The following is an 18,600-nucleotide window of genomic DNA, read 5'->3' on the forward strand; positions in this document are numbered from 1 at the left end:
CGTCACAGGGGGATCCGTCGGGGAGGGCCGCCGTGGACGGCGGCGGGCCCCGCCGGGCTAGCGCTCGTCGTGGCGACGGCGCCAGCGTTCCTCCATCCGCTCCATGAAGCTCTGGCGGGAGCCGGCACGGCGCCCTCCCTTGCCTCGCGGCTGATCGGCGGGCGTGGCCGCGTTGGCCTCGCCGAAACCGTTCATGCGCTTCCAGCTGGACAGACCCCACAGACATGCGGCGAGCATGACCACGAAACCGCCGACGCCGAGCGGGATGCCGAGCGGGACGTTGTTGATCACGACGCCGACCATCAGCAGGACGACACCCAGGATGAAGCCGATGAAGGCCTTCACCAGGCGGCGCCTGTAGTGGCTGCGGGGATCACTGATCCTGACGGTATTGGCCCACTTCGGGTCCTCGGCGTAGAGGGCCTGCTCGATCTGGTCGAGCAAGCGCTGCTCGTGCTCAGAGAGCGGCACGGCGCCTCCCAAGGACAGCCCCAGGACGGGGAAGACGGTGACGGACGACACGGGGTGTCCGAACCTCGCGGTCGGTTATCCCCAGAATACGAGGCTGTAGACGTAGACGAAAGAAAACGTCCAACGTAGTCCAAACCGGAGGCGTAATCATGGATCTATTCCATCAAACGGAGGGCGAACAAGGGAGGCCGGGAGGACGGCATCCTGACCGAATCTGCGGACCGCCCTGTCCATCGCCTGCTCGGCCTCCCGCCAGCCCGTCTCACGCTCCCCGAGGCCGAGCTGCCGGGTCGCCCCGGCGGCCGGGCCGAGGTTCTCCACCCGTACGCCGACCAGCCTCAGATGGACGTTCTCCAGGCCGGAGGCGGTGTAGAGGGCGCAGGAGACCTCGTACAGGATCTTGGCGACGTCGGTGGGCTCGCGCAGGCTCCGCGACCGGGTGAGGGTGGTGAAGTCGGCCCGGCGGAGCTTGACGCTGACCGTGCGGCCGACGCTGCCGCTCCGCCTGAGCCTGGCGGCGACCCGCTCGGAGAGCCGGAGCAGCTCCCTGCGGATCTCCGCGGGGTCGGCGATGTCTGTGGCGAAAGTCTCCTCGGCGCCGATGCTCTTGTCGGGGACGTCGGGGGTCACCGGGCGCTCGTCGCGCCCCCAGGCGAGCGCCGCCAGGTGCGCGCCCGCCGCCTGGCCCAGCTCCCGCTGGAGCGTGTCCACCGGGACCCGGGCGAGGTCTCCGACGGTCCTGATGCCGAGGCGGGCCAGCGACCGCTCGGTGCGCTCCCCGACGCCCCACAGGGCCGCCACGGGGAGCGGGTGCAGGAAGTCGACCACCCGGTCGGCGGGCACCACGAACAGGCCGTCGGGCTTGCAGTGCTGGGAGGCGAGCTTCGCCACGAACTTGCTGTTGGCGACCCCGACGGAGCAGGTGATGCCCTGCTCGCGCTCGACCTGCTCGCGGATCATCCGGGCGATCGCCGCCGGCGGGCCGAGACGCTTGCGGGCCCCGCCGACGTCGAGGAACGCCTCGTCTGAGGCGATCGGCTCGACCTCGGGGGTGAAGGTCTGGAAGATCTCCATGACGCGCCGGGAGACCTCCGTGTATTTGCCACGGCTGGGCGGGATGATCACCGCCTGGGGGCAGAGCCGCCTGGCCCGGGTCATGGGCATGGCCGAGTGCACCCCGAACCTCCGGGCCTCGTAGGTGGCGCTGAGCACCACCCCGCGCGCCCCGGGCGCGCCGATGATGACGGGGGTGCCGCGGAGCTCGGGACGGTCGCGCAGCTCGACGCCCGCGTAGAAGGCGTCCATGTCGACGTGGAGGATCGGGCAGCCGGTGTCGTCCGCCCCCAGGTCGGAACCCGGACGCGGTATCTGCTGCTTTCTCGACACGCCGCCATCCTACGGGAACAGGCGTTCGACGCGGCGTTCACCGGTGGCCAAGGACGTGCAGTTGGGTCGCGATGTCGCGGAGCACCGGGTGCGCCGCCGCCGCCTGCTCCAGGGCGACCAGGGCGCGGGCGGCTCCGGGCTCGCCGTCGAGCAGCCTGCTGGGCACCAGGTCGGCGAAGACCCGCACGCCGTGCACCTCGCCGGGCGCGAAGCCCGTCACGGCGAGCAGCCGCTCCAGGGCCTCGCGGGTGAACCGCCTGGGCGTGGGGTCGCGGTCGCCCCAGCGGCCCTCGGGGTCGTCCAGGACCTGGCGGGCCTCGTCGAACCTGCCGGCGATGGAACGGTGGAGCGCGGCGGCGAGCGGGTTGGCGGCGAGGACGCTGATCACGCCGCCCTCGCGCAGCAGGCCCGCCATCGCCCTCACCGCGCCGGCCGGATCCTCCACGTACTCAAGCACGCTGTGGCAGAGCACCAGGTCGGCGCCGCCGGTCGGGAGCAGCTCCTCCAGGTCCGCGGCGTCGCCCTGCAGGGCCCGGACCTCCACCCCCGCCTCCGCCGCGCGGCGCTCCAGCGCGGCGAGCGAGTCGGGGCTGGGATCGACGACCGTCACGGCGTGCCCGAGGTCGGCCAGGGGAACGGCGAAACCCCCGGTGCCGCCTCCGGCGTCGACGATGTCGAGCCGCTCACGGCCTGTCGCGGCCACCCTCTCGGCCAGCACGGCACTCAGGACGTCCCACACGACCGCCGTGCGGACCGCGGGAGTGCCCGCCTGCCGTGAGATGCCTACGGCGTGCAACTTCAGATCGCCTCCTCGTACGTTGACGTCCTCCGCGGCTCAGAGCCCCGGATTTCAGCACCCGACCGCCGGTCGGGTCTGTCGGTTCGCGGTTCGACGGCCCGGGTCACCCCGAAGCCTCCTCGCGCAGACACGGCACGCCCTGCCGCGTTTCAAACCACAGGTCCCGCTTGGCTGCCGCGGGACACCCCAACCCTAACGGGTTGAACCGGCAAGGCGAGAAGGCTTTCCTTCTTGCCCGGAGGACAGGGTGTTCGCCCTGAATGTCCAACGACAAACCCAGCCTACGTCGCGCGTCCCCCGGCGCGGCCCAAGGACCATCCATACTCGCGCTTGATCGAGTCTTTTTCCGGGCGCGGACCGGTCCCGCGGGCAAGCCGGGAGGAAAGGGGGCCAGTGCCGCGGGTAAGCCCGGCGGAAAGGGAGCGCCCGCGGCGGAGGCGCGCCGGGGCGGGGAGAGCCGGGGGTGGAGGAGGCGGGGGCGGGGAGAGCCGGGGGTGGAGGAGGCGGGGGCGGGGAGAGCCGGGGGTGGAGGAGGCGGGGGCGGGGAGAGCCGGGGTGGAGCGGGGCCGGGAGAGCCGGGCGGGGAGACCGGGACTCCCGGGCTCCCCGTGGCGGCGGCTGGAGCGTGACGGCCAGGTGCGGCCAGGTGCGGCCAGGTCGGCCGGGTGGCGGCTAGAGCGCCAGGGACGGCTTGAGCTGCTTGAAACGGGCCATCAGGCCGTTGACGAACTGCGGAGACTCGTCGGTCGACAGCTCGGAGGCCAGGCTGACCCACTCGCTGATGACGACACCCTCGGGGACGTCGGGCATCCACAGCAGCTCGTAGGTGCCGCCGCGCAGGAGGTTGCGGTCGACCGCGGGCATGCGGTCGAGTGTCCAGCCCTCGGAGTAGGTGGTGATCAGCTCGTCGATGCGCGCCGAGTGCCTGCACACGCCCTCGACGATCGTCGTGGTGTACTCGTTCACGGGCGGCTCGGCCCGCTGGAGGCGCTCGGCGAGGACGCTGAGCGGGTCCTCACCGCGCGCCTCGGCCTCGAAGAGGATGTCCAGCGCGCGCCTGCGCGCCTTACCTCGTGCCGACATCAGGCGCGGCCGAGATAATCGCCGGTGCGGGTGTCGACCTTGACCTTCTCGCCGGTGGTGATGAAGAGCGGCACCTTGATCTCGGCGCCGGTCTCCAGCGTGGCGGGCTTGGTGCCGCCGGTGGAGCGGTCGCCCTGGAGGCCGGGCTCGGTCTCGGCGACGATCAGCTCGACGGCCGCGGGCAGGTCGACGTAGAGGACGTTGCCCTCGTTGATCGCCACGGTGGCCAGCATGTTCTCCAGCAGGTAGTTGGCCGAGTCGCCGACCGCCACCCTGGTGACGTGGAGCATGTCGTAGTTCTCGGTGTCCATGAAGACGTAGTCGTCACCGTCCATGTAGGAGAACTGCATCTCGCGCTTGTCGACGTTGGCCACCTCGACCTTGACGCCCGCGTTGAAGGTCTTGTCGACGACCTTGCCCGATAGCACGTTCTTGAGCTTGGTGCGGACGAACGCGCCGCCCTTGCCGGGCTTGACGTGCTGGAACTCCACGACGGCCCAGAGCTCACCGCCGTCGAGCTTGAGCACCAGGCCGTTCTTGAGGTCGTTCGTCGTCGCCACTAGTCTCTCCTGCGTACGGCCGCTCTTAAAGGACGAGCAGCTCTTTGGTCGTCCGTGTGAGAAGTTCCGGCCCGCCGTCGCGCACCACGAGCGTGTCCTCGATGCGGACGCCGCCCCTGCCGGGAAGGTAAACCCCAGGTTCAACGGTTACCGGAACTCGATCCTCTAGTCTAGCGTGCTCATGGTCGCGCTCCGGCTCTCGTGAAGATCGTTCCGGCTCGGGGAGGCCTTCCGGGCTCGCCGGGGCGTCCCCCGGCTTTCTCGGGGACAGGAACGGCTCCTCGTGGATCTGCAGCCCGACGCCGTGGCCGAGGCCGTGCTTGAAGAACTCCCCGTACCCCGCCTCCCCGATCAGGTCCCGGGCGGCGGCGTCCACCTCGTGGAGCGCGGCGCCGGCGTTCGCGGCCAGGCGGCCGGCCCGCTGGGCGGCGCGGACCAGGTCGTACAGCTCGCGCTGCCATCCCGCGGGCTCCCCGATCGCCACGGTCCTGGTCATGTCGGCGTGGTAGCCACGGTAGAGGGCCCCGAAGTCCATGGTGACCAGGTCCCCGCGCTCCAGCGGCCGGTCCGAGGGCGAGTGGTGCGGGATCGCGCCGTTGGGCCCGCTCGCGACGATCGAGTCGAAGGCGAGCCCGTCAGCGCCCAGCTCGATCATGCGGCGCTCCAGCGCCCTGGCGACCTCCTTCTCGGTGAGCCCGGGGCGCAGCCCGGGCAGGACCTCGGCGAAGGCGCGGTCGGTGAGCTCGCACGCGGTACGGATGAGGTCGAGCTCGGCGTCGTCCTTGACCACGCGCACCGACTCGACGACCTTGGACAGGCGGGGGTGCTTCCCGCCCAGCCGGAAGTAGTCGGTGACGGACATGTGGTCGGCCTCGATGCCCGTCCGGCCGCTCCCCGGCGGCAGGGCCAGCAGGGCCCCGGCGACGTCGGACTCCTCGATCACCTCGATGTCGGCGCAGACGCGCCGGGCGGCCCCGGTGTAGCGGGAGTCGGTGGCCAGCGTGGCGGTGGCGTCCGCCCTGACCAGGACGGCCGCGTTGGAGCTGGCCAGCCCGGTCAGATAGCGCACGTTCACGCCGCCGGTGACCAGGATCGCGTCCGCCTCGTGAGCGGGCAGCAGGGCCGCGAGGTTCGCGCGGCGACGGGTGTGGGTGGCGGTCATGGCACGCATGCTATTAACCACTTTGACCGGATGTCGCCCCAGTGCGCCACGCCCGGTCCCGTCGCCCTCCTCAGCCCGGTCGCCTACGTGCTCCTCGTGGTCACGTGCCCGGCCACCGGTGGACCGGAAGGCGTCCACCGGCGAGGCGGGAAGCCGGGGAGACAGGGAGACGGGTCAGGCGGGGAGACGGGTCAGGCGGCGAGTTCCCTGACCTTCTCGATGAGCCGGACGCGCTCCTCGTGCGTACCGGCCAGCGGGGCGACGTTGACCGTCGTGACGCCCGACTCGCGCATGGCCTGCAGGCGCTCGCGGACGTGCCCCTCGGGGCCGATCAGGGACATCTTCTCCAGCAGCTCGTGCGGTACGAGCGCGGCGGCCTCGTCCTTCTTGCCGTCCAGGTAGAAGTTCTGGATCTGCTCGGCCTCCTTCTCGTAGCCGTACCTGCGGGCGAGGTCGTTGTAGAAGTTCTTGCCCTTGGCCCCCATGCCGCCGATGTAGAGGGCCGCCATCGGGCGGCCCAGCTCCAGCCAGCCGGAGACGTCGTCGCCGATGGCGAGCGAGGCCTGGGCGATCACGTCCAGCTCGCCCAGCGCAGGGTCCCGCCTGGCCTTGCCCGCCGCCAGGGAGGGGCCCCACACGTCGGCGGCCTTCTCCGGCACGTAGAAGATCGGCTCCCAGCCCTCGGCCAGCTCGGCGGAGAGCTCGACGTTCTTGGGCCCGATGGCGGCGATCACGACGGGGATGCGCTCGCGGACCGGGTGGTTGATGAGCTTCAGCGGCTTGCCCAGGCCGGTGCCCTCCCCGGCGGGGAGCGGGACGGTGTAGTGCCTGCCCTCGTAGGTCAGGCGCTCGCGCCGCCAGACCTGGCGGCAGATCTCGATGACCTCGCGGGTGCGGCCGAGCGGCGCGGTGTACGGGACGCCGTGGAAGCCCTCGATGACCTGCGGGCCCGAGGCGCCCAGGCCGAGGGTGAAGCGGCCGTCGGAGACGTAGTCCAGGCCCGCGGCGGTCATGGCCAGCAGGGCGGGGGTGCGGGAGTAGATCGGCAGGATGCCGGAGGCGATCTGCAGCCTCTCGGTCCTGGCGGCGATGTAGCCCAGCTGGCTCACCGCGTCGAAGCTGTAGGCCTCGGCGACGAAGACGATGTCGAGACCGGCCTTCTCGTAGTCGGCCAGCTCGGCCACCGTCTCCTTGAAGCCTCCCGAGTAGTTCAGGGCCATACCGATGCGCATCGTGAGATCGTCCTTCCGCGGTGCCGACAAAACCGAATGTTGTTCCGTTGTCTCGGCGACAAAGGTTATCGACTCACCGCCGAAGCACCAAGCCCCGCGCCGTCGCCGCCGGGCCGGTAGCCTACGCATTCCGGGGTAGGGGACCCGGAGGGGCGGACGTTCCGGGGGCGGATGACCGCCGGAGGGTGGACGAGGAGCGGTGTGCTGAGGCAGTCGATCATCGTGACGGCGGGAGCGCTTGCCCTGATTCTCGGGGGGCACAGGCTCCTGCCTGAGCTGGGCGGTTTCACACCCGTGCTGGAGAGCCTGCTCCCCTGGCTCGGGGTCGCCGTGCCGGTCCTGCTGGTCCTCGCGCTGGCCACCCGCTCGTGGCAGGTGATCCTCGCCGCGCTGGTCCCGGCGACCGTGTGGGGCCTCATGTTCGGCCCGACGCTGCTGCGCAGCCCGCCGGGCGGTCCCAGCGACCTGTCCGTCGCCACGCTCAACGTCGGCGCGACCAACGCCGACTCGGCCGACGCCATCCGGTCCGTCTCCGAGGGCCGCGACCTGGTCGCGGTGCAGGAGCTGACCGTCGGAGGCCCGGCGGCGAAGGTCCTCAACGACCGCTTCCCCTACCGCTACCGGATCGCCACGGTCGGCCTGTGGAGCCGCTTCCCGATCGCCGAGTCCCGCAAGGCCGACATCGGCCTCGACTGGGCACGGGCGCTGCGCGCGGTGGTCGTCACCCCCAAGGGCAGGCTGACCGTGTACGTCATGCACCTCGCCTCCGCCCGCCCCGGCCAGACCGCCCAGCGCGACGAGACCCTCTCCTACGCCCGCAGGATGATCGACAAGGACGACAGCGAGCACCTGCTGCTGCTCGGCGACCTCAACACCGCCACCACCGACCGCAAGCGCTCCGGCCTGGTGCCGCCGCTGTCGGACGCCCAGCAGGAGGCCGGTACGGGATTCGGCTTCACCTGGCCCGCGTCCTTCCCCGTCACCCGGCCCGACCACATCCTCTACCGGGGCATGGTCGCCACCAGGGCGGGCGTCGAGCGGGCCGCGGGCAGCGACCACCGCGCCGCCGTCGCCTCGCTCCGCCTGGCCGCCTAGAGACCCGGCTCGGAGCCGCTCAGGTGGCGGGGTCCGGACGGGCCCGGAGCGGCTCAGGTGGCGGGGTCCGGACGGGCCCGGAGCGCGGACAGGTCGGCCGGGGTGTCGATGTCGGCGGGGTCGGCGACGTCGTCGCAGGGGACCGCGACCACCAGTTCGGGGTGGGCCCTCAGGAACGGGCGGGCTCCGGCGTCGCCGGTCGCGAGCCGGGCGACCTCCTCGAAGTGCTCCCTGGCGATCAGCACCGGATTCCGCCGCGCGCCGCCGTAGGTGGCGACGGCGACCGAGGCGCCCTCCGCCGCCGCGTCGACGAGCCGCCGCACCGCCCGCGGGCCGACGAACGGCTGGTCCACCAGGGCGATCACCACGTGCCCGGCGGTCGCGGGGATCGCGTCCAGTCCCGCCCTGAGCGAGGAGCCCATCCCCGAGTCCCAGCGCGGGTTGTGGACGGTCACCGCTCCCCGCACCTGTACGGAGGCCGCGCCGAGCACCACGACCACGGGACGGCAGCCGCCGTCGTGGAGCGCCCTCACGCCCCGGTCCACCAGCCGCTCCCCGTGGAACTCCACCAGCGCCTTGGGAATGCCGAGCCGCGAGCCCGACCCGGCGGCCAGCAGCAGCCCGGCGCTCTCCGGGCGCCCGCCCGCCGGTCCCCCCGGCTCCCCTGCCGTGTCCTCCTCGGCCCCCCCGGCGAATCCCCCCGGCTCCCCTGCCGTGCCCCCTCCGGCGCCCCCGGCGGAAGTCCCCGGCCGGGCCCCGCCCGGGGCCTCCGCCGGAACTCCCGCCGGGACCTTAAGCGGGATTTCCGCTGGAATTCCCGGCGGGGTCTCCGTCTCCTCGTTCACGCGCCGCCCGGTCCCTCGCCGTGGATCCTGCCGGAACCGTCGGTCAGCGGCCGGCCGGAACCGCCCCAGCGCAGCTGGATCAGTTCGGCGGCGATGGAGATCGCCGTCTCCTCTGGCGTACGCGCGCCCAGGTCAAGCCCGATCGGCGAGCGGAGCCGCTTCAGCTCGGCCTCCCCCAGCCCCGCCTGGGCGAGCCTGGCTAGCCGGTCCTCGTGCGTGCGGCGCGAGCCCATCGCGCCGACGTAGCCCGCCGAGGTGCGCAGGGCGACCTCAAGGAGGGGGACGTCGAACTTGGGGTCGTGGGTGAGCACGCAGATCGCGGTCCGCTCGTCCACGACGGTCGAGGTGAGATAGTCGTGCGGCCACTTGACGATCACCTCGTCGGCCTCGGGGAAGCGCTTGGCCGTGGTGAAGACCGGCCGGGCGTCGCACACGACCACGTGGTAGCCGAGGAACTTGCCGACCCTGGCGACCGCGGCGGCGAAGTCGATCGCGCCGAAGACCAGCATCCGGGGCGGCGGCGCGAAGGACTGCACGAAGACCGGCAGCTCGTCGAGCCGCCGCTGCCCCCGGGCCCCGTACCTGCGCACGCCCGTCAGCCCCTGCGCCAGCATGCCCCTGACGTCGTCGTCCACCGCGTCGTCCAGCCGGGTCACGCCCAGGGAGCCGGAGGAGCGGTCCGGCCAGATGACCCGGCGGGTGCCGATCACCCCCGGCCCCGACAGGACGGTCGCCACCGCCACCGGCTCGCGCCGCAGCACCGAGGCGGCGACCTCCCCCAGCTCGGGGAAGGTCTCCTTCGAGACGGGCTCGACGAGGATGTCCAGGATGCCGCCGCAGGTCAGGCCGACGGAGAAGGCCTCGTCGTCGCTCACTCCGTACCGCTGCACGACGGGCGCGCCCGAGGAGACCACCTCCCTGGCCAGCTCGTAGACGGCGCCCTCGACGCAGCCGCCGGAGACGCTGCCCTCGGCCTCGTCGCCGAGCACGGCCATGGACGCCCCCGGCGGGCGGGGCGCGCTGCGGAAGGTGTCGACCACGGTGGCGAGGCCGAACGTCTCCCCCGCCTCCCACCACCTCAGGATCTGTGACAACACGTCACGCATGCGTGCCTCCCAGCAGCGTCGCGAGTTCCTCGAACGCGGCCAGGCTGTGCCCGGCCACGAAGTCGTCGATGTGGGGAAGCGCGGCCCGCATCCCGGCGGTGAGCGGCTCGTAGCCCTCCCTGCCCTTGTGCGGGTTCACCCAGATCACCCGGTGGGCCGTCCTGGACAGCCGGGCCATCTCCGCCCCCAGCCGCGAGACGTCGCCGCGCTCCCAGCCGTCGGAGGCGATCACCACCACCGCTCCCGCCGCGTCGTTCAGCGCCAGGAACCGCCGGAGCTCCTCCCCCAGGCGGGTGCCGCCGCTCCAGTCGGGGATGGCCCGGGAGACGGCGGCCATCGCGGTCGCCGGGTCGCGGTGGCGCAGCTCGGAGGTGAGCCGGGTGAGCCGGGTGCCCGCGCTGAACACCTCCGTGGCCCTCGGCTCCGACCTGACCAGCGCGTGGGCGAGGCGGAGAAGCGTGTCCGCGTACGGGGTCATGGAACCGCTGACGTCGATCAGCAGCACGACCCCGCGGGGCCTGGTCCGGTGCGCGCGGTAGCGCAGCCCGGCGGTCTCCCCGCCCCTGCGCAGGGTCTCGCGGATGGTCGCCCTGCCGTCCAGCCGCCCCCGGCGCGAGGGCCGGAAACGCCGCGACGCGCGCCGCTCCCTGCCCGCCCGCAGCAGGGCGAGCAGCCGGTGCGCCTCGGCGAGCTCCGCGGCCGTCATCCCGGCCACGTCGCGGGTGCGCAGCACCTCCGTCGCGCTCGCGGTCGCCGCGAGGGCCGGGGGCTCGTCGCTCTCCCCCCGGTCGGCGCGTACCCCCGGCCGCGCCGTGGTGTGCCGGGTGACGGTGATCGCCGCCGCCCTCGCGCGGCCCGCGCGCAGTCCTCCGAAGTAGGCCCGGAAGACCCGGTCGTAGCGGGGCAGGTCGTCGGCCGAGGCGCACAGCGTGATGCGGCCCGCCCAGTAGACGTCGCCGGGCCTGGAGGCGTCCAGGTGGGAGAGCGCGCGCAGCAGGTTCTGGGTGCGCTCGTGGTCGGCGGGCACCCCGGCGGCGCGCAGGGTCCTGGCGAAACCGGTCATGACCGCCACCAGGTCCTCCCCGGTCCCGGCGCCGGTCCGGGAAGGGGCCCCCGCGTCGGGGGGAACCGTCCCGGGGGTCGGGCCGTCAGCGCCGGGACGCACCGAAGAATCCGTTCCCGAGCACCGTCTCGTGGTCCTCCCTGTGCTTGAGCAGGGCGCCCAGCGAGGCGGCAGCCAGGTCGGGGTCGAGCTCGCGGGCGCCGAGGGCGAGGAGCGCCTCGGTCCAGTCGAGGGTCTCGGCGATCCCCGGCGGCTTGATCAGATCGGCCTCGCGGAGCCGTCCCGTCGCCGTGGCCACCTGCGCGGCCAGGTTTCCCGAGCACTCGGGGAGCCGCCTGCGCAGGATCGCCACCTCCCTGTCGAAGGAGGGGTGCTCCAGCCAGTGGTAGAGGCAGCGCCGCTTCAGCGCGTCGTGCACCTCGCGGGTGCGGTTGGAGGTGAGCACGACCACCGGCGGCCTCGCGGCGCGGATGGTGCCGAGCTCGGGGACGGAGATCGCGAAGTCCGAGAGCACCTCCAGCAGGATCGCCTCGAACTCCACGTCCGCCCGGTCGACCTCGTCGATGAGCAGCACCGCGGGCTGGGTCTCGATCGCCTTCAGCAGCGGCCTGGCGATCAGGAACCTGCGGTCGTAGACCTCGCCCTCCAGCCGGGCGGCGTCGGTGACACCGCCCGCCTCCGCCGCCTTCAGGTGCAGGAGCTGGCGGGCGAAGTCCCAGTCGTAGAGGGCCTGGGAGGCGTCGAGCCCCTCGTAGCACTGCAGGCGGATCAACGGCGCCCCGAGCACCTCGGCCAGGGTCCTGGCCAGCTCGGTCTTGCCGACCCCCGCCTCGCCTTCGAGCAGCAGCGGGCGGCCCATCCGCAGCGCGAGGAAGGCCGCCGTGACGAGCCCCGTACCGGCCAGGTACGACCGCTCGTCGAGCAGCTCCGCCAGCTGCGCGGGCGACTCCACATCAGATGCCTCGATTGTCCGCCTCACCACCACCTCAGGCTACGCCCGGCGGCCGGGTCCTCGCGTGATCACATCGCCCCCGGATCCGGCGGCGTCCGGGGACCCGGTGGCGCGCCGGGCACGCCGGGCACGCGGGTGACGGCCTCGCGGCGGGCCGCTCACGGGAGCCTCGGCGGGTGGCTCACGGGGCCTCGGCGGGTGGCTCACGAGGGTCTCGGCGGCCGGTGAGCCGGTGGACATACTGCCGTCCTTCCGGGAAGAAGTATTGTCACCCCCTGTGAAGAACCTGCTCGACCAGATCAACACCCCGTCCAGAGTCGTCGTGGTGGCGTTCCTGGCGGTGGTCCTCACCGGTACGGGGCTGCTGTCGCTGCCGGTCGCGGTCGAGGGGAGCCAGAGTGCCTCGTGGACGTCGGCCCTGTTCACCGCCACCTCCGCGGTGTGCGTGACCGGGCTCGCCGTGCACGACACCGCGGCGCACTGGTCGTTCTTCGGCGAGATCGTGCTCCTGGTGCTGATGCAGATCGGCGGCTTCGGGATCATGACGCTCTCCTCGATCCTCGCGGTGGTCGTCTCCGGCAAGCTCGGCCTGCGCGCCCGTCTCAACACCCAGGCCGAGACCAAGACCCTCGGCCCCGGCGACGTGCGGCGGGTGATCGTGGGGGTCGCCAAGGTCACGCTGGTCGCCGAGGCGCTGACCGCCACGGTGCTCGCCGCCCGCTTCGTGATCGGGTACGGGGAACCGGTCGGCCGTGCCGTCTATTACGGGATTTTTCATGCGATCTCGGCATTCACCAATGCCGGGTTCGCACTCTGGCCGGACAGCATGATGAGGTTCGTCACCGATCCGTGGATCTGCCTCCCGCTCATCCTGGCGGTGGTCGCCGGAGGTCTCGGCTTCCCCGTCTACGCCGTGCTGCGGCAGAACTGGCGCCGCCCGGCCCGCTGGACGCTGCACGCCAAGATCACGCTGGGGATGACCGCCGTCCTGCTGTTCGGCGGGGCGGTGGCCGTCACCGTCACCGAGTGGAACAACCCCGGCACGATGGGCGGCCTCTCCCCCGGCCTGCGGATCATGGCCGGGTTCTTCCACAGCGCGATGACCAGGAGCGGCGGCCTGAACTCCGTGGACACCTCCCAGATGAGCGAGAGCTCCTGGCTGATCAGCGACGTGCTGATGTTCATCGGAGCGGGCAGCGCGAGCACCGGCGGCGGCATCAAGGTGACGACGTTCGCGCTCCTCGGGTTCGTGATCCTCGCCGAGCTGCGCGGCGAGCCCGACGTCTCCGCGGGCCGCCGCCGCATTCCCGAGCAGCTGCAGCGGCAGGCGCTGACGATCGCCCTGCTGAGCGTGGCGTCGGTCGCCGCGGGCACGTTCGCGTTGATGACGGTGACCCCGTTCAAGCTGGACCGCGTACTCTTCGAGGTGATCTCGGCCTTCGGCACGGTGGGGCTGTCGACCGGGATCACCGCCGACGTCGGCACCCTGGGGCACCTGATCCTGACCCTCCTGATGTTCGTCGGGCGACTCGGCCCGGTGACCCTCGGCGCCGCGCTGGCGCTGCACGTCCAGACCCGTCGGTTCCGATACCCGGAGGAGCGTCCCCTCGTTGGTTGACAAGAGAGATCGCGGCGACGCGGTCGTGGTGATCGGTCTCGGCCGGTTCGGCGGCGCGCTCGCGGTGGAGCTGGTGGGCCGCGACGTCGAGGTGCTCGGCGTCGACAGCGACGCCAAGAACGTGCAGCAGTTCTCCGGGCGGCTCACCCACGTGGTGTGCGCCGACTCCACCGATCCCGACGCGCTCGACCAGCTGGGCATCGGCGAGTTCGGCCGGGCCGTGGTCGGCATCGGGACCGACATCGAGGCGAGCATCCTGACCACCTCGATCCTGGCCGACCTGGGGGTGGCCGACATCTGGGCCAAGTCGATCAGCCTGCAGCACAGCCGGATCCTGCAGCGGGTCGGCGCGCACCACGTGGTGCAGCCCGAGCACGACATGGGCGAGCGGGTCGCGCACCTCGTCACCGGGCGGATGCTCGACTACGTGGAGGTCGACGAGGACTACGCCATGATCAAGACCATGGCGCCCCGGTGGGCGGACGGCAGGAGCCTGGGCTCCCTGGGCGTCCGCAGCAAGTACGGGGTCACCGTGGTCGGGGTCAAGAAACCCGGCGGCAGGTTCACGTACGCCACCTCCGAGACGGTGATCCACAGCGGCGACACCCTGCTCGTGGCGGGCGAGACCGACAACGCCGAGCGGTTCGCCGAGGAGACCTGAGCACGGGGTCCAGGCCCTGGGCTCCCGTACGGTCCTCGGCGGGCCCGGCCTGTCCCGAGGTCCCGTTTGGCGGCGTGGTCCCCGGCAGGGCCGGGGAAGGCCGGGAATCGCGGCCCCGAGCCCTCGTACGGCGGCTCAGCGCGTCTCCGACGCCTCGCCACGCTCCCTGATGAGGGCGGCGAGCTCGCGGACCTGGCGGACCGTACGGTCCTTCTCCGACCCCTGCAGGCCCATCGCGCCGACCGTGGCCCCGTCGGTGAAGTCGAGCTTCGCCCAGGGCTCGTGGTCGACGAGGGTGACCCCGAGCACCTCGGGCCACTCGTAGCGGTGCGTCCGCAGCGGGTTGACGACGGTGACCCCCTCCTCGTCGGCCTCCACCCGGACCCGTCCCAGCAGGTGCAGGACCCAGGCGACCACCCCGCCCAGCCCGATCATCGCGATCCTGTCGGCCAGGGTGAACGGCTCGGACAGGAAGACCGCCATCAGCACCGCGCCGAGCATGATCAGACCCGCGAAGCCATAGGCCGCGATCCGTCCCTTCCTGGGCCGCCACACGACGGGCAGCGGGGGCGGGGAGACGCTCTCCGGGCTCACTCTCAGATCACGATCCTTCGGAAAACCACCGGTCGGAACGGCTGTGACGGCTGGTCACGGTGCCGAGGGAAACCTACCGCACGACCCCTCCGGGCCGATCACCAGGCACGGCGGGGCGGGACCGGAGCGGGCGGCGCCGACCGTGGCGGGGGTCCGGTCAGGTCGGGACGGTGACCAGGCCGCGGCGCGCGATCAGCTCGCCGAGCGCCCGCCGCGTGCGATCGACCTCCGTCAGGGCCGCGCGCTCTCTCTCCTTGGCCTGCCGGTAGACGGCGTAGGTGCGTTCGCACGCCTCCGCCTCTTCGGACAGTCCCGCCTCACGCAGTTCCCGCACCATCGCCGCGTGCGCGAGGTCCGCCGTGTTCTCGGCGTCGTCGCCGACCGCGGCGGCCTCCCCGGCCAGCCAGGCCGGGTTCAAGTAGTACGGCGCCTCCTTGATCCGGTTGATCTCCGCCTCGACGCGTTCCGTCTCCCGGAACTCGGGGACGAACTCGCCCAGGTCCCGGAGCACGGACGCGGCGAGGTCGGTGAAGAAGGCGGCGTGGTTCGCGTCGAGGAACCGGGCCGAGAGCCGGTCCCGGTGGGCCGCGAGTCCTCGCGCGCGGATCTCCGCGCCCAGCTCGGCCAGCGCGTCACCGAGCGCGTCGTCGCTCAGCGACGGGTCGGTGACCAGAGGGATGATCCTGTTCCGGTCGGCGGACGTGGCGCCCGGGTCACTGCCGAGGCCCGCCGCCCGCTCGACCAGGTGAAGACGCCGCTCCGGCTCGGAGGGGCGGGGCTCCACGTCCGGCAGGTACCGTCGTGCCCGCTCCGTCAACCGGTAGATCGCCGACGACGACTTCCCGTTCATGGCCGTGTGCAGTTCCTCCCGTATCCGGCCGGCCTCCGGCGTCTCATTCACCTGTTCCAGCGCCTCGTACACCTCCACGCCCGCCATGAGGGCCTGGTCGAGGAAGTAGACCTGCGCGTCGTCTCCCACCGCCATCGCGTGCAGTTCGACCGGTTGCGACAGGTAGGACTCCCGGTCACCGCCGTCGCCGTCGTTCAGGTACGCGGCGAAGTTGCTCCTGAACGCCTCCGCCTGCCTCTTCCTGGGGTCACCGGCCAGCCGTCCCGCGTCCAGATCGGCGACCAGGCTGTACTGGTAGTTGTGCGTGCCCTCGTGCAGCACGGTGTTCACCGCCTCGTGGAACTCCTCCCAGCCGGGCGCCTTCGTGATGAGCTGGAGCACTCCGTCGGCCTCGAAGTACTGGCCCATGCTGTTGCCGGGGATGGGCTCCGGCCCGTCCCCCAGGAGCTCCACCGTGGGCATCCGGTCCCGGCCCATCCCCAACACCTGGCACTGGACTTCGAGGATCGAGCGGACGATGTCCCCGCGTTCCTTCGTCGAGGCGTTCCGCCAGCGGCGCGGCGCGTCCGGCAACCGCTCGGCGACCGCCTCCAGGACCAGCGACTGCCTGAGCCTGTCGTCCTCCGCGAAGCCGGGGTCGAGCCTCTTCATGCTCCGGTAGAGGCCGCCCAGCTGCGCCGGGTACCGGCCGACGGGATCGGGTTCCGACGCCATCGAGCTCAGCAGGGAGAACTTCCGGTCGAGGGACAGGCCGGGCAGCCCCTCCCGCTCACGGTCGACGAAGGCGGCCGCCTCCTCCTGCGTCTGCGGGCCGCGCGTCCGGACGCTGCCCGGGCGGGGCGTGGCATCGGGATCCGCCCCCTCCAGGGGGATCTGGGGTGCCGGAGAGCGCAGCTTCTCGCGCTTGGTCGTCTGCAGAGGGACGGGAGCCGGCTGCGATCCCGGCCTTCGGGGGGTGGTCATCGTGGGTCCTCGCTCCTCGCGTTCGCGCCGCGCGCGGCCGCGCGCACCGCCTCGGCCCGCGACTGCGCCGACACCTCGGCCCTGGCCGCCCCGGCGGCGCGGGTCGTCACAGCGAGGTACGCGATCAACTCGTGGGCGAGGTCCGCGTACGCGTGCCCGGCCCGGGCCGTGGCGACCGCGGCGTCGCGGAACAGTCGCGCCTCGGCTGACGCGCCCGCCGCCTCCCTCTCGTTCGCGGCGGCCTCGACGTGGGTGGTGACGTCGCGGGCGGCGGCGTCGGCGGCCAGCGCCGCGGCCACCGCCGCGCCGTCGGCGAGCTCGGTGGCCGAAGCCGCCTGAGCCCGCGCGACCGCGACCGCCGACTGGACGGCCTCGTCCGTGACCCCCTGGCCGAGGTCTCGCGCGCGGGCCGCCGCCGTGGCCGCGTCCTCGGCGGCGGCCCGCGCCGCCTTGGCGGCATCGCCCGCGAGGCCGTCCTGCCGCCCCGCGGCCAGCCTGAGCCGCTGGAAGGCGCCGCTCTCGGCGCCGGGGGCCTGGGTATCGAACATCCGCCTGAGCTGGCTCTCCCGCTGGTTGGAGTCGAGCAGGGCACGGACCGGCGCGAGCTCCCGATCCGTGAAACCGGGCCGCTCGTCGATCCACTGCAGGATCTCGACCTTGAAGCGCTCGACGGGGTTCCGCGCCGCCAGGTACCGGGCGGTGAGGTCCATCGCGGTGACCATCGGGGTCGCGACCTCGCCCCCGAGAGCCGTTCCCAACCGCCGCAGCATCGCGTCGGGCGGACGGGGGGAGGCGGCGAGCGCCGCCTCGAAGAGTGCCCGTCCCTCCTGCTGGAGGGCGGCGGTGAACGCGTACCTGGCCTCCAGCCCGGCCTTCATCGCCTGCCGTTCCAGGGGCTGGTTCAGGTACGCCAGGTGGTCGCCGCCGCCGGGACGGGTGCGCACGTACCCGCGGCCGACGTTGACCGCGAACAGCTCGGCCTGCAGGTACCGCGGGTCCGCCGGATCGAGCCGGCCGGCCCGCAGCTCGCCTGTCAGCCAGCCCTGGTAGTTGTGCGTGTTCTCGTGCACGAGGGCCTCGACGACCAGCGGGAACGACTCCCACATCGGGGTCCGGGTGTTCATCTCGATCGTCAGACGGGCGTCGACGAACGCCGCCAGATCGGTCACGGACCGCTCGCCGTCGCCGACGTCGACGGAACTCTCGCCGAGCACGATCCGGGGCAGGCGTTCCAGGATGCCCAGCCGCTCGCAGTGGAGCCGCACCGCCTTGTCCAGGACGTCGGCGCGTTCCTCCACCGGCATCCCCGGCCATCGGCGGGTGACTCCGGAGAACTCCGCCACCAGGGCGGCGCGCGCCTGAGCGCGCAGCGGGTCGTCGACCTTCTCGAACTCCGGGTCGAGCGGCGTGTCCCGCAGGATCCGTACGCGTGCGGCGTGCGCGGCCTCGGACACGGGCAGGCCCCCGCCGAGCAGGTCCGTGAGCAGGCCGCGCCGCTCGGCGAGCGTGAGCTCCCCCGCCCGCTGCGCCTCGGCGATGGCGGCCTCCCGCCGGGCGGGTGCCCCGGCGGCGGTCTTCTCCAGCATCGCCGCGATCATCTGGGCGTCCTCGACGCTCGTCGCCGACTTCATGAACCTCGCGACGGCCGGGATGTCCAGCGGCCGATCGGCGAGCACCACCGGCAGCCACACGGCCACGTCGAGCATCGCGTAGTACCGCTTCAGCTCCATGAGCCGGAGCCCGTAGCCGTCGGAACCGGGGTCGGGGGGCTCGCGGAACCTCTCCGGCTGCCCGGGGAAGGCCTCCTCCAGGGGGACCAGCCGGCCCTCCTCCAGTGCCTGCGCGAGGTCCCACAGCATCGAGGTCAGCGACGGGGCCGGAGCGGCGTCCCGCGGAACGTCCCGGGAGGCGGCGGACGGGGCCAGCAGATCGCGCTTCGACTTGACCCAGTCCGGCGCGGCCGGGGAAACACCGTCCGTGCGGCCGTCCGCACCCGTCGCGCCGTCCACACCCGTCGCGTCGTCCGCGTCGTCCGCGCCGGTCGACGGTGTGGACGGGCGTACGACCGGTTTCGTCTCGGGAGGCGCGGGGGCGAGTGCGCGGGGCGAGGTCGCCCGGGGGTTCTTCTTCATCCGGCCTCACGTGACGCGGAACGTTCCC

Annotated in this window: 17 protein-coding genes; 3 read left to right on the forward strand and 14 right to left on the reverse strand. The window is 72.6% G+C overall.

Annotation, left to right across the window (positions count from 1 at the left end; translation table 11 throughout):
* Positions 1-57 precede the first annotated feature (57 nt).
* The 7 genes from ACSC1Q_RS02255 to ACSC1Q_RS02285 all read right to left on the reverse strand — a co-directional run bounded on the left by ACSC1Q_RS02255 (position 58) and on the right by ACSC1Q_RS02285 (position 6,693).
* The gene (locus ACSC1Q_RS02255; RefSeq protein WP_344747391.1) at positions 58-471 is read right to left on the reverse strand and encodes an SCO2097 family morphological protein; all 414 of its coding nucleotides are present in this window, start codon (positions 469-471) and stop codon (positions 58-60) included.
* A 147-nt stretch (positions 472-618) separates the two neighbouring features.
* Entirely contained in the window at positions 619-1,857 is a 1,239-nt protein-coding gene (locus ACSC1Q_RS02260; protein ID WP_436756934.1) for a DNA polymerase IV, read from the reverse strand.
* 37 nt (positions 1,858-1,894) lie between these two features.
* Positions 1,895-2,653, reverse strand: a complete 759-nt coding sequence (locus tag ACSC1Q_RS02265; protein ID WP_436756935.1) for a class I SAM-dependent methyltransferase — start codon at positions 2,651-2,653, stop codon at positions 1,895-1,897.
* Positions 2,654-3,328: 675 nt separating this feature from the next.
* The gene (gene nusB, locus ACSC1Q_RS02270; protein ID WP_436756936.1) at positions 3,329-3,739 is read right to left on the reverse strand and encodes a transcription antitermination factor NusB; all 411 of its coding nucleotides are present in this window, start codon (positions 3,737-3,739) and stop codon (positions 3,329-3,331) included.
* Complete coding sequence (gene efp / locus ACSC1Q_RS02275; RefSeq protein WP_344747378.1) at positions 3,739-4,299, reverse strand: elongation factor P; 561 nt, start codon at positions 4,297-4,299, stop codon at positions 3,739-3,741. Before efp ends, nusB begins: the two co-directional genes overlap by 1 nt.
* Before the next feature lie 25 nt (positions 4,300-4,324).
* Positions 4,325-5,461 carry a M24 family metallopeptidase gene (locus tag ACSC1Q_RS02280; RefSeq protein ID WP_436756937.1) on the reverse strand — a complete coding sequence of 379 codons (1,137 nt, stop codon included), beginning with the start codon at positions 5,459-5,461 and terminating at the stop codon, positions 4,325-4,327.
* A gap of 191 nt (positions 5,462-5,652) precedes the next feature.
* A complete protein-coding gene (locus tag ACSC1Q_RS02285; protein ID WP_436756938.1) occupies positions 5,653-6,693 on the reverse strand; it encodes an LLM class F420-dependent oxidoreductase in 1,041 nt (346 codons plus the stop codon).
* A gap of 201 nt (positions 6,694-6,894) precedes the next feature.
* Here ACSC1Q_RS02285 and ACSC1Q_RS02290 point away from each other — a divergent pair, with 201 nt between their 5' ends.
* Entirely contained in the window at positions 6,895-7,788 is an 894-nt protein-coding gene (locus ACSC1Q_RS02290; protein WP_436756939.1) for an endonuclease/exonuclease/phosphatase family protein, read from the forward strand.
* A 53-nt stretch (positions 7,789-7,841) separates the two neighbouring features.
* Here ACSC1Q_RS02290 and ACSC1Q_RS02295 read toward each other — a convergent pair whose 3' ends face one another.
* From ACSC1Q_RS02295 to ACSC1Q_RS02310, 4 genes are all read right to left on the reverse strand, one after another.
* A complete protein-coding gene (locus ACSC1Q_RS02295) occupies positions 7,842-8,408 on the reverse strand; it encodes a nucleotidyltransferase family protein (protein ID WP_436757237.1) in 567 nt (188 codons plus the stop codon).
* A gap of 221 nt (positions 8,409-8,629) precedes the next feature.
* Positions 8,630-9,739: an XdhC family protein gene (locus tag ACSC1Q_RS02300; RefSeq protein WP_436756940.1), complete on the reverse strand. Its 1,110-nt coding sequence runs from the start codon at positions 9,737-9,739 to the stop codon at positions 8,630-8,632.
* The gene (locus tag ACSC1Q_RS02305; RefSeq protein ID WP_436756941.1) at positions 9,732-10,904 is read right to left on the reverse strand and encodes a vWA domain-containing protein; all 1,173 of its coding nucleotides are present in this window, start codon (positions 10,902-10,904) and stop codon (positions 9,732-9,734) included. The genes ACSC1Q_RS02300 and ACSC1Q_RS02305 overlap by 8 nt, the downstream gene beginning before the upstream one ends.
* Positions 10,888-11,784 carry an AAA family ATPase gene (locus ACSC1Q_RS02310; RefSeq protein ID WP_436756942.1) on the reverse strand — a complete coding sequence of 299 codons (897 nt, stop codon included), beginning with the start codon at positions 11,782-11,784 and terminating at the stop codon, positions 10,888-10,890. Before ACSC1Q_RS02310 ends, ACSC1Q_RS02305 begins: the two co-directional genes overlap by 17 nt.
* A 247-nt stretch (positions 11,785-12,031) precedes the next feature.
* On the opposite strand from ACSC1Q_RS02310, the gene ACSC1Q_RS02315 reads away from it, so the two are divergent.
* Both ACSC1Q_RS02315 and ACSC1Q_RS02320 read left to right on the forward strand, forming a co-directional pair.
* On the forward strand, positions 12,032-13,372 hold the full coding sequence (locus ACSC1Q_RS02315) for a TrkH family potassium uptake protein (protein ID WP_436756943.1): 1,341 nt from the start codon (positions 12,032-12,034) through the stop codon (positions 13,370-13,372).
* Positions 13,365-14,033, forward strand: coding sequence for a potassium channel family protein (locus tag ACSC1Q_RS02320; RefSeq protein ID WP_436756944.1), 669 nt, complete (start codon positions 13,365-13,367; stop codon positions 14,031-14,033). Before ACSC1Q_RS02315 ends, ACSC1Q_RS02320 begins: the two co-directional genes overlap by 8 nt.
* A 135-nt stretch (positions 14,034-14,168) precedes the next feature.
* On the opposite strand, the gene ACSC1Q_RS02325 is transcribed toward ACSC1Q_RS02320, so the two are convergent.
* From ACSC1Q_RS02325 to ACSC1Q_RS02335, 3 genes are all read right to left on the reverse strand, one after another.
* On the reverse strand, positions 14,169-14,627 hold the full coding sequence (locus tag ACSC1Q_RS02325) for a PH domain-containing protein (RefSeq protein ID WP_436756945.1): 459 nt from the start codon (positions 14,625-14,627) through the stop codon (positions 14,169-14,171).
* Positions 14,628-14,784: 157 nt separating this feature from the next.
* Positions 14,785-16,440, reverse strand: coding sequence for a hypothetical protein (locus ACSC1Q_RS02330; protein ID WP_436756946.1), 1,656 nt, complete (start codon positions 16,438-16,440; stop codon positions 14,785-14,787).
* Complete coding sequence (locus ACSC1Q_RS02335; protein ID WP_436756947.1) at positions 16,437-18,572, reverse strand: hypothetical protein; 2,136 nt, start codon at positions 18,570-18,572, stop codon at positions 16,437-16,439. Before ACSC1Q_RS02335 ends, ACSC1Q_RS02330 begins: the two co-directional genes overlap by 4 nt.
* Positions 18,573-18,600 lie beyond the last annotated feature (28 nt).

Origin of the sequence: Streptosporangium heterodermiicola, assembly GCF_051390675.1 — a bacterium.
Lineage (GTDB): Bacteria > Actinomycetota > Actinomycetes > Streptosporangiales > Streptosporangiaceae > Streptosporangium.

Bases quoted from the DNA above. Each gene is read 5' to 3' on its own strand.
- ACSC1Q_RS02285 (WP_436756938.1), bottom strand. From the start codon at position 6,693: ATGCGCATCGGTATGGCCCTGAACTACTCGGGAGGCTTCAAGGAGACG.
- ACSC1Q_RS02300 (WP_436756940.1), bottom strand. From the start codon at position 9,739: ATGCGTGACGTGTTGTCACAGATCCTGAGGTGGTGGGAGGCGGGGGAG.
- ACSC1Q_RS02335 (WP_436756947.1), bottom strand. From the start codon at position 18,572: ATGAAGAAGAACCCCCGGGCGACCTCGCCCCGCGCACTCGCCCCCGCG.
- ACSC1Q_RS02330 (WP_436756946.1), bottom strand. From the start codon at position 16,440: ATGACCACCCCCCGAAGGCCGGGATCGCAGCCGGCTCCCGTCCCTCTG.
- ACSC1Q_RS02280 (WP_436756937.1), bottom strand. From the start codon at position 5,461: ATGACCGCCACCCACACCCGTCGCCGCGCGAACCTCGCGGCCCTGCTG.
- nusB (WP_436756936.1), bottom strand. From the start codon at position 3,739: ATGTCGGCACGAGGTAAGGCGCGCAGGCGCGCGCTGGACATCCTCTTC.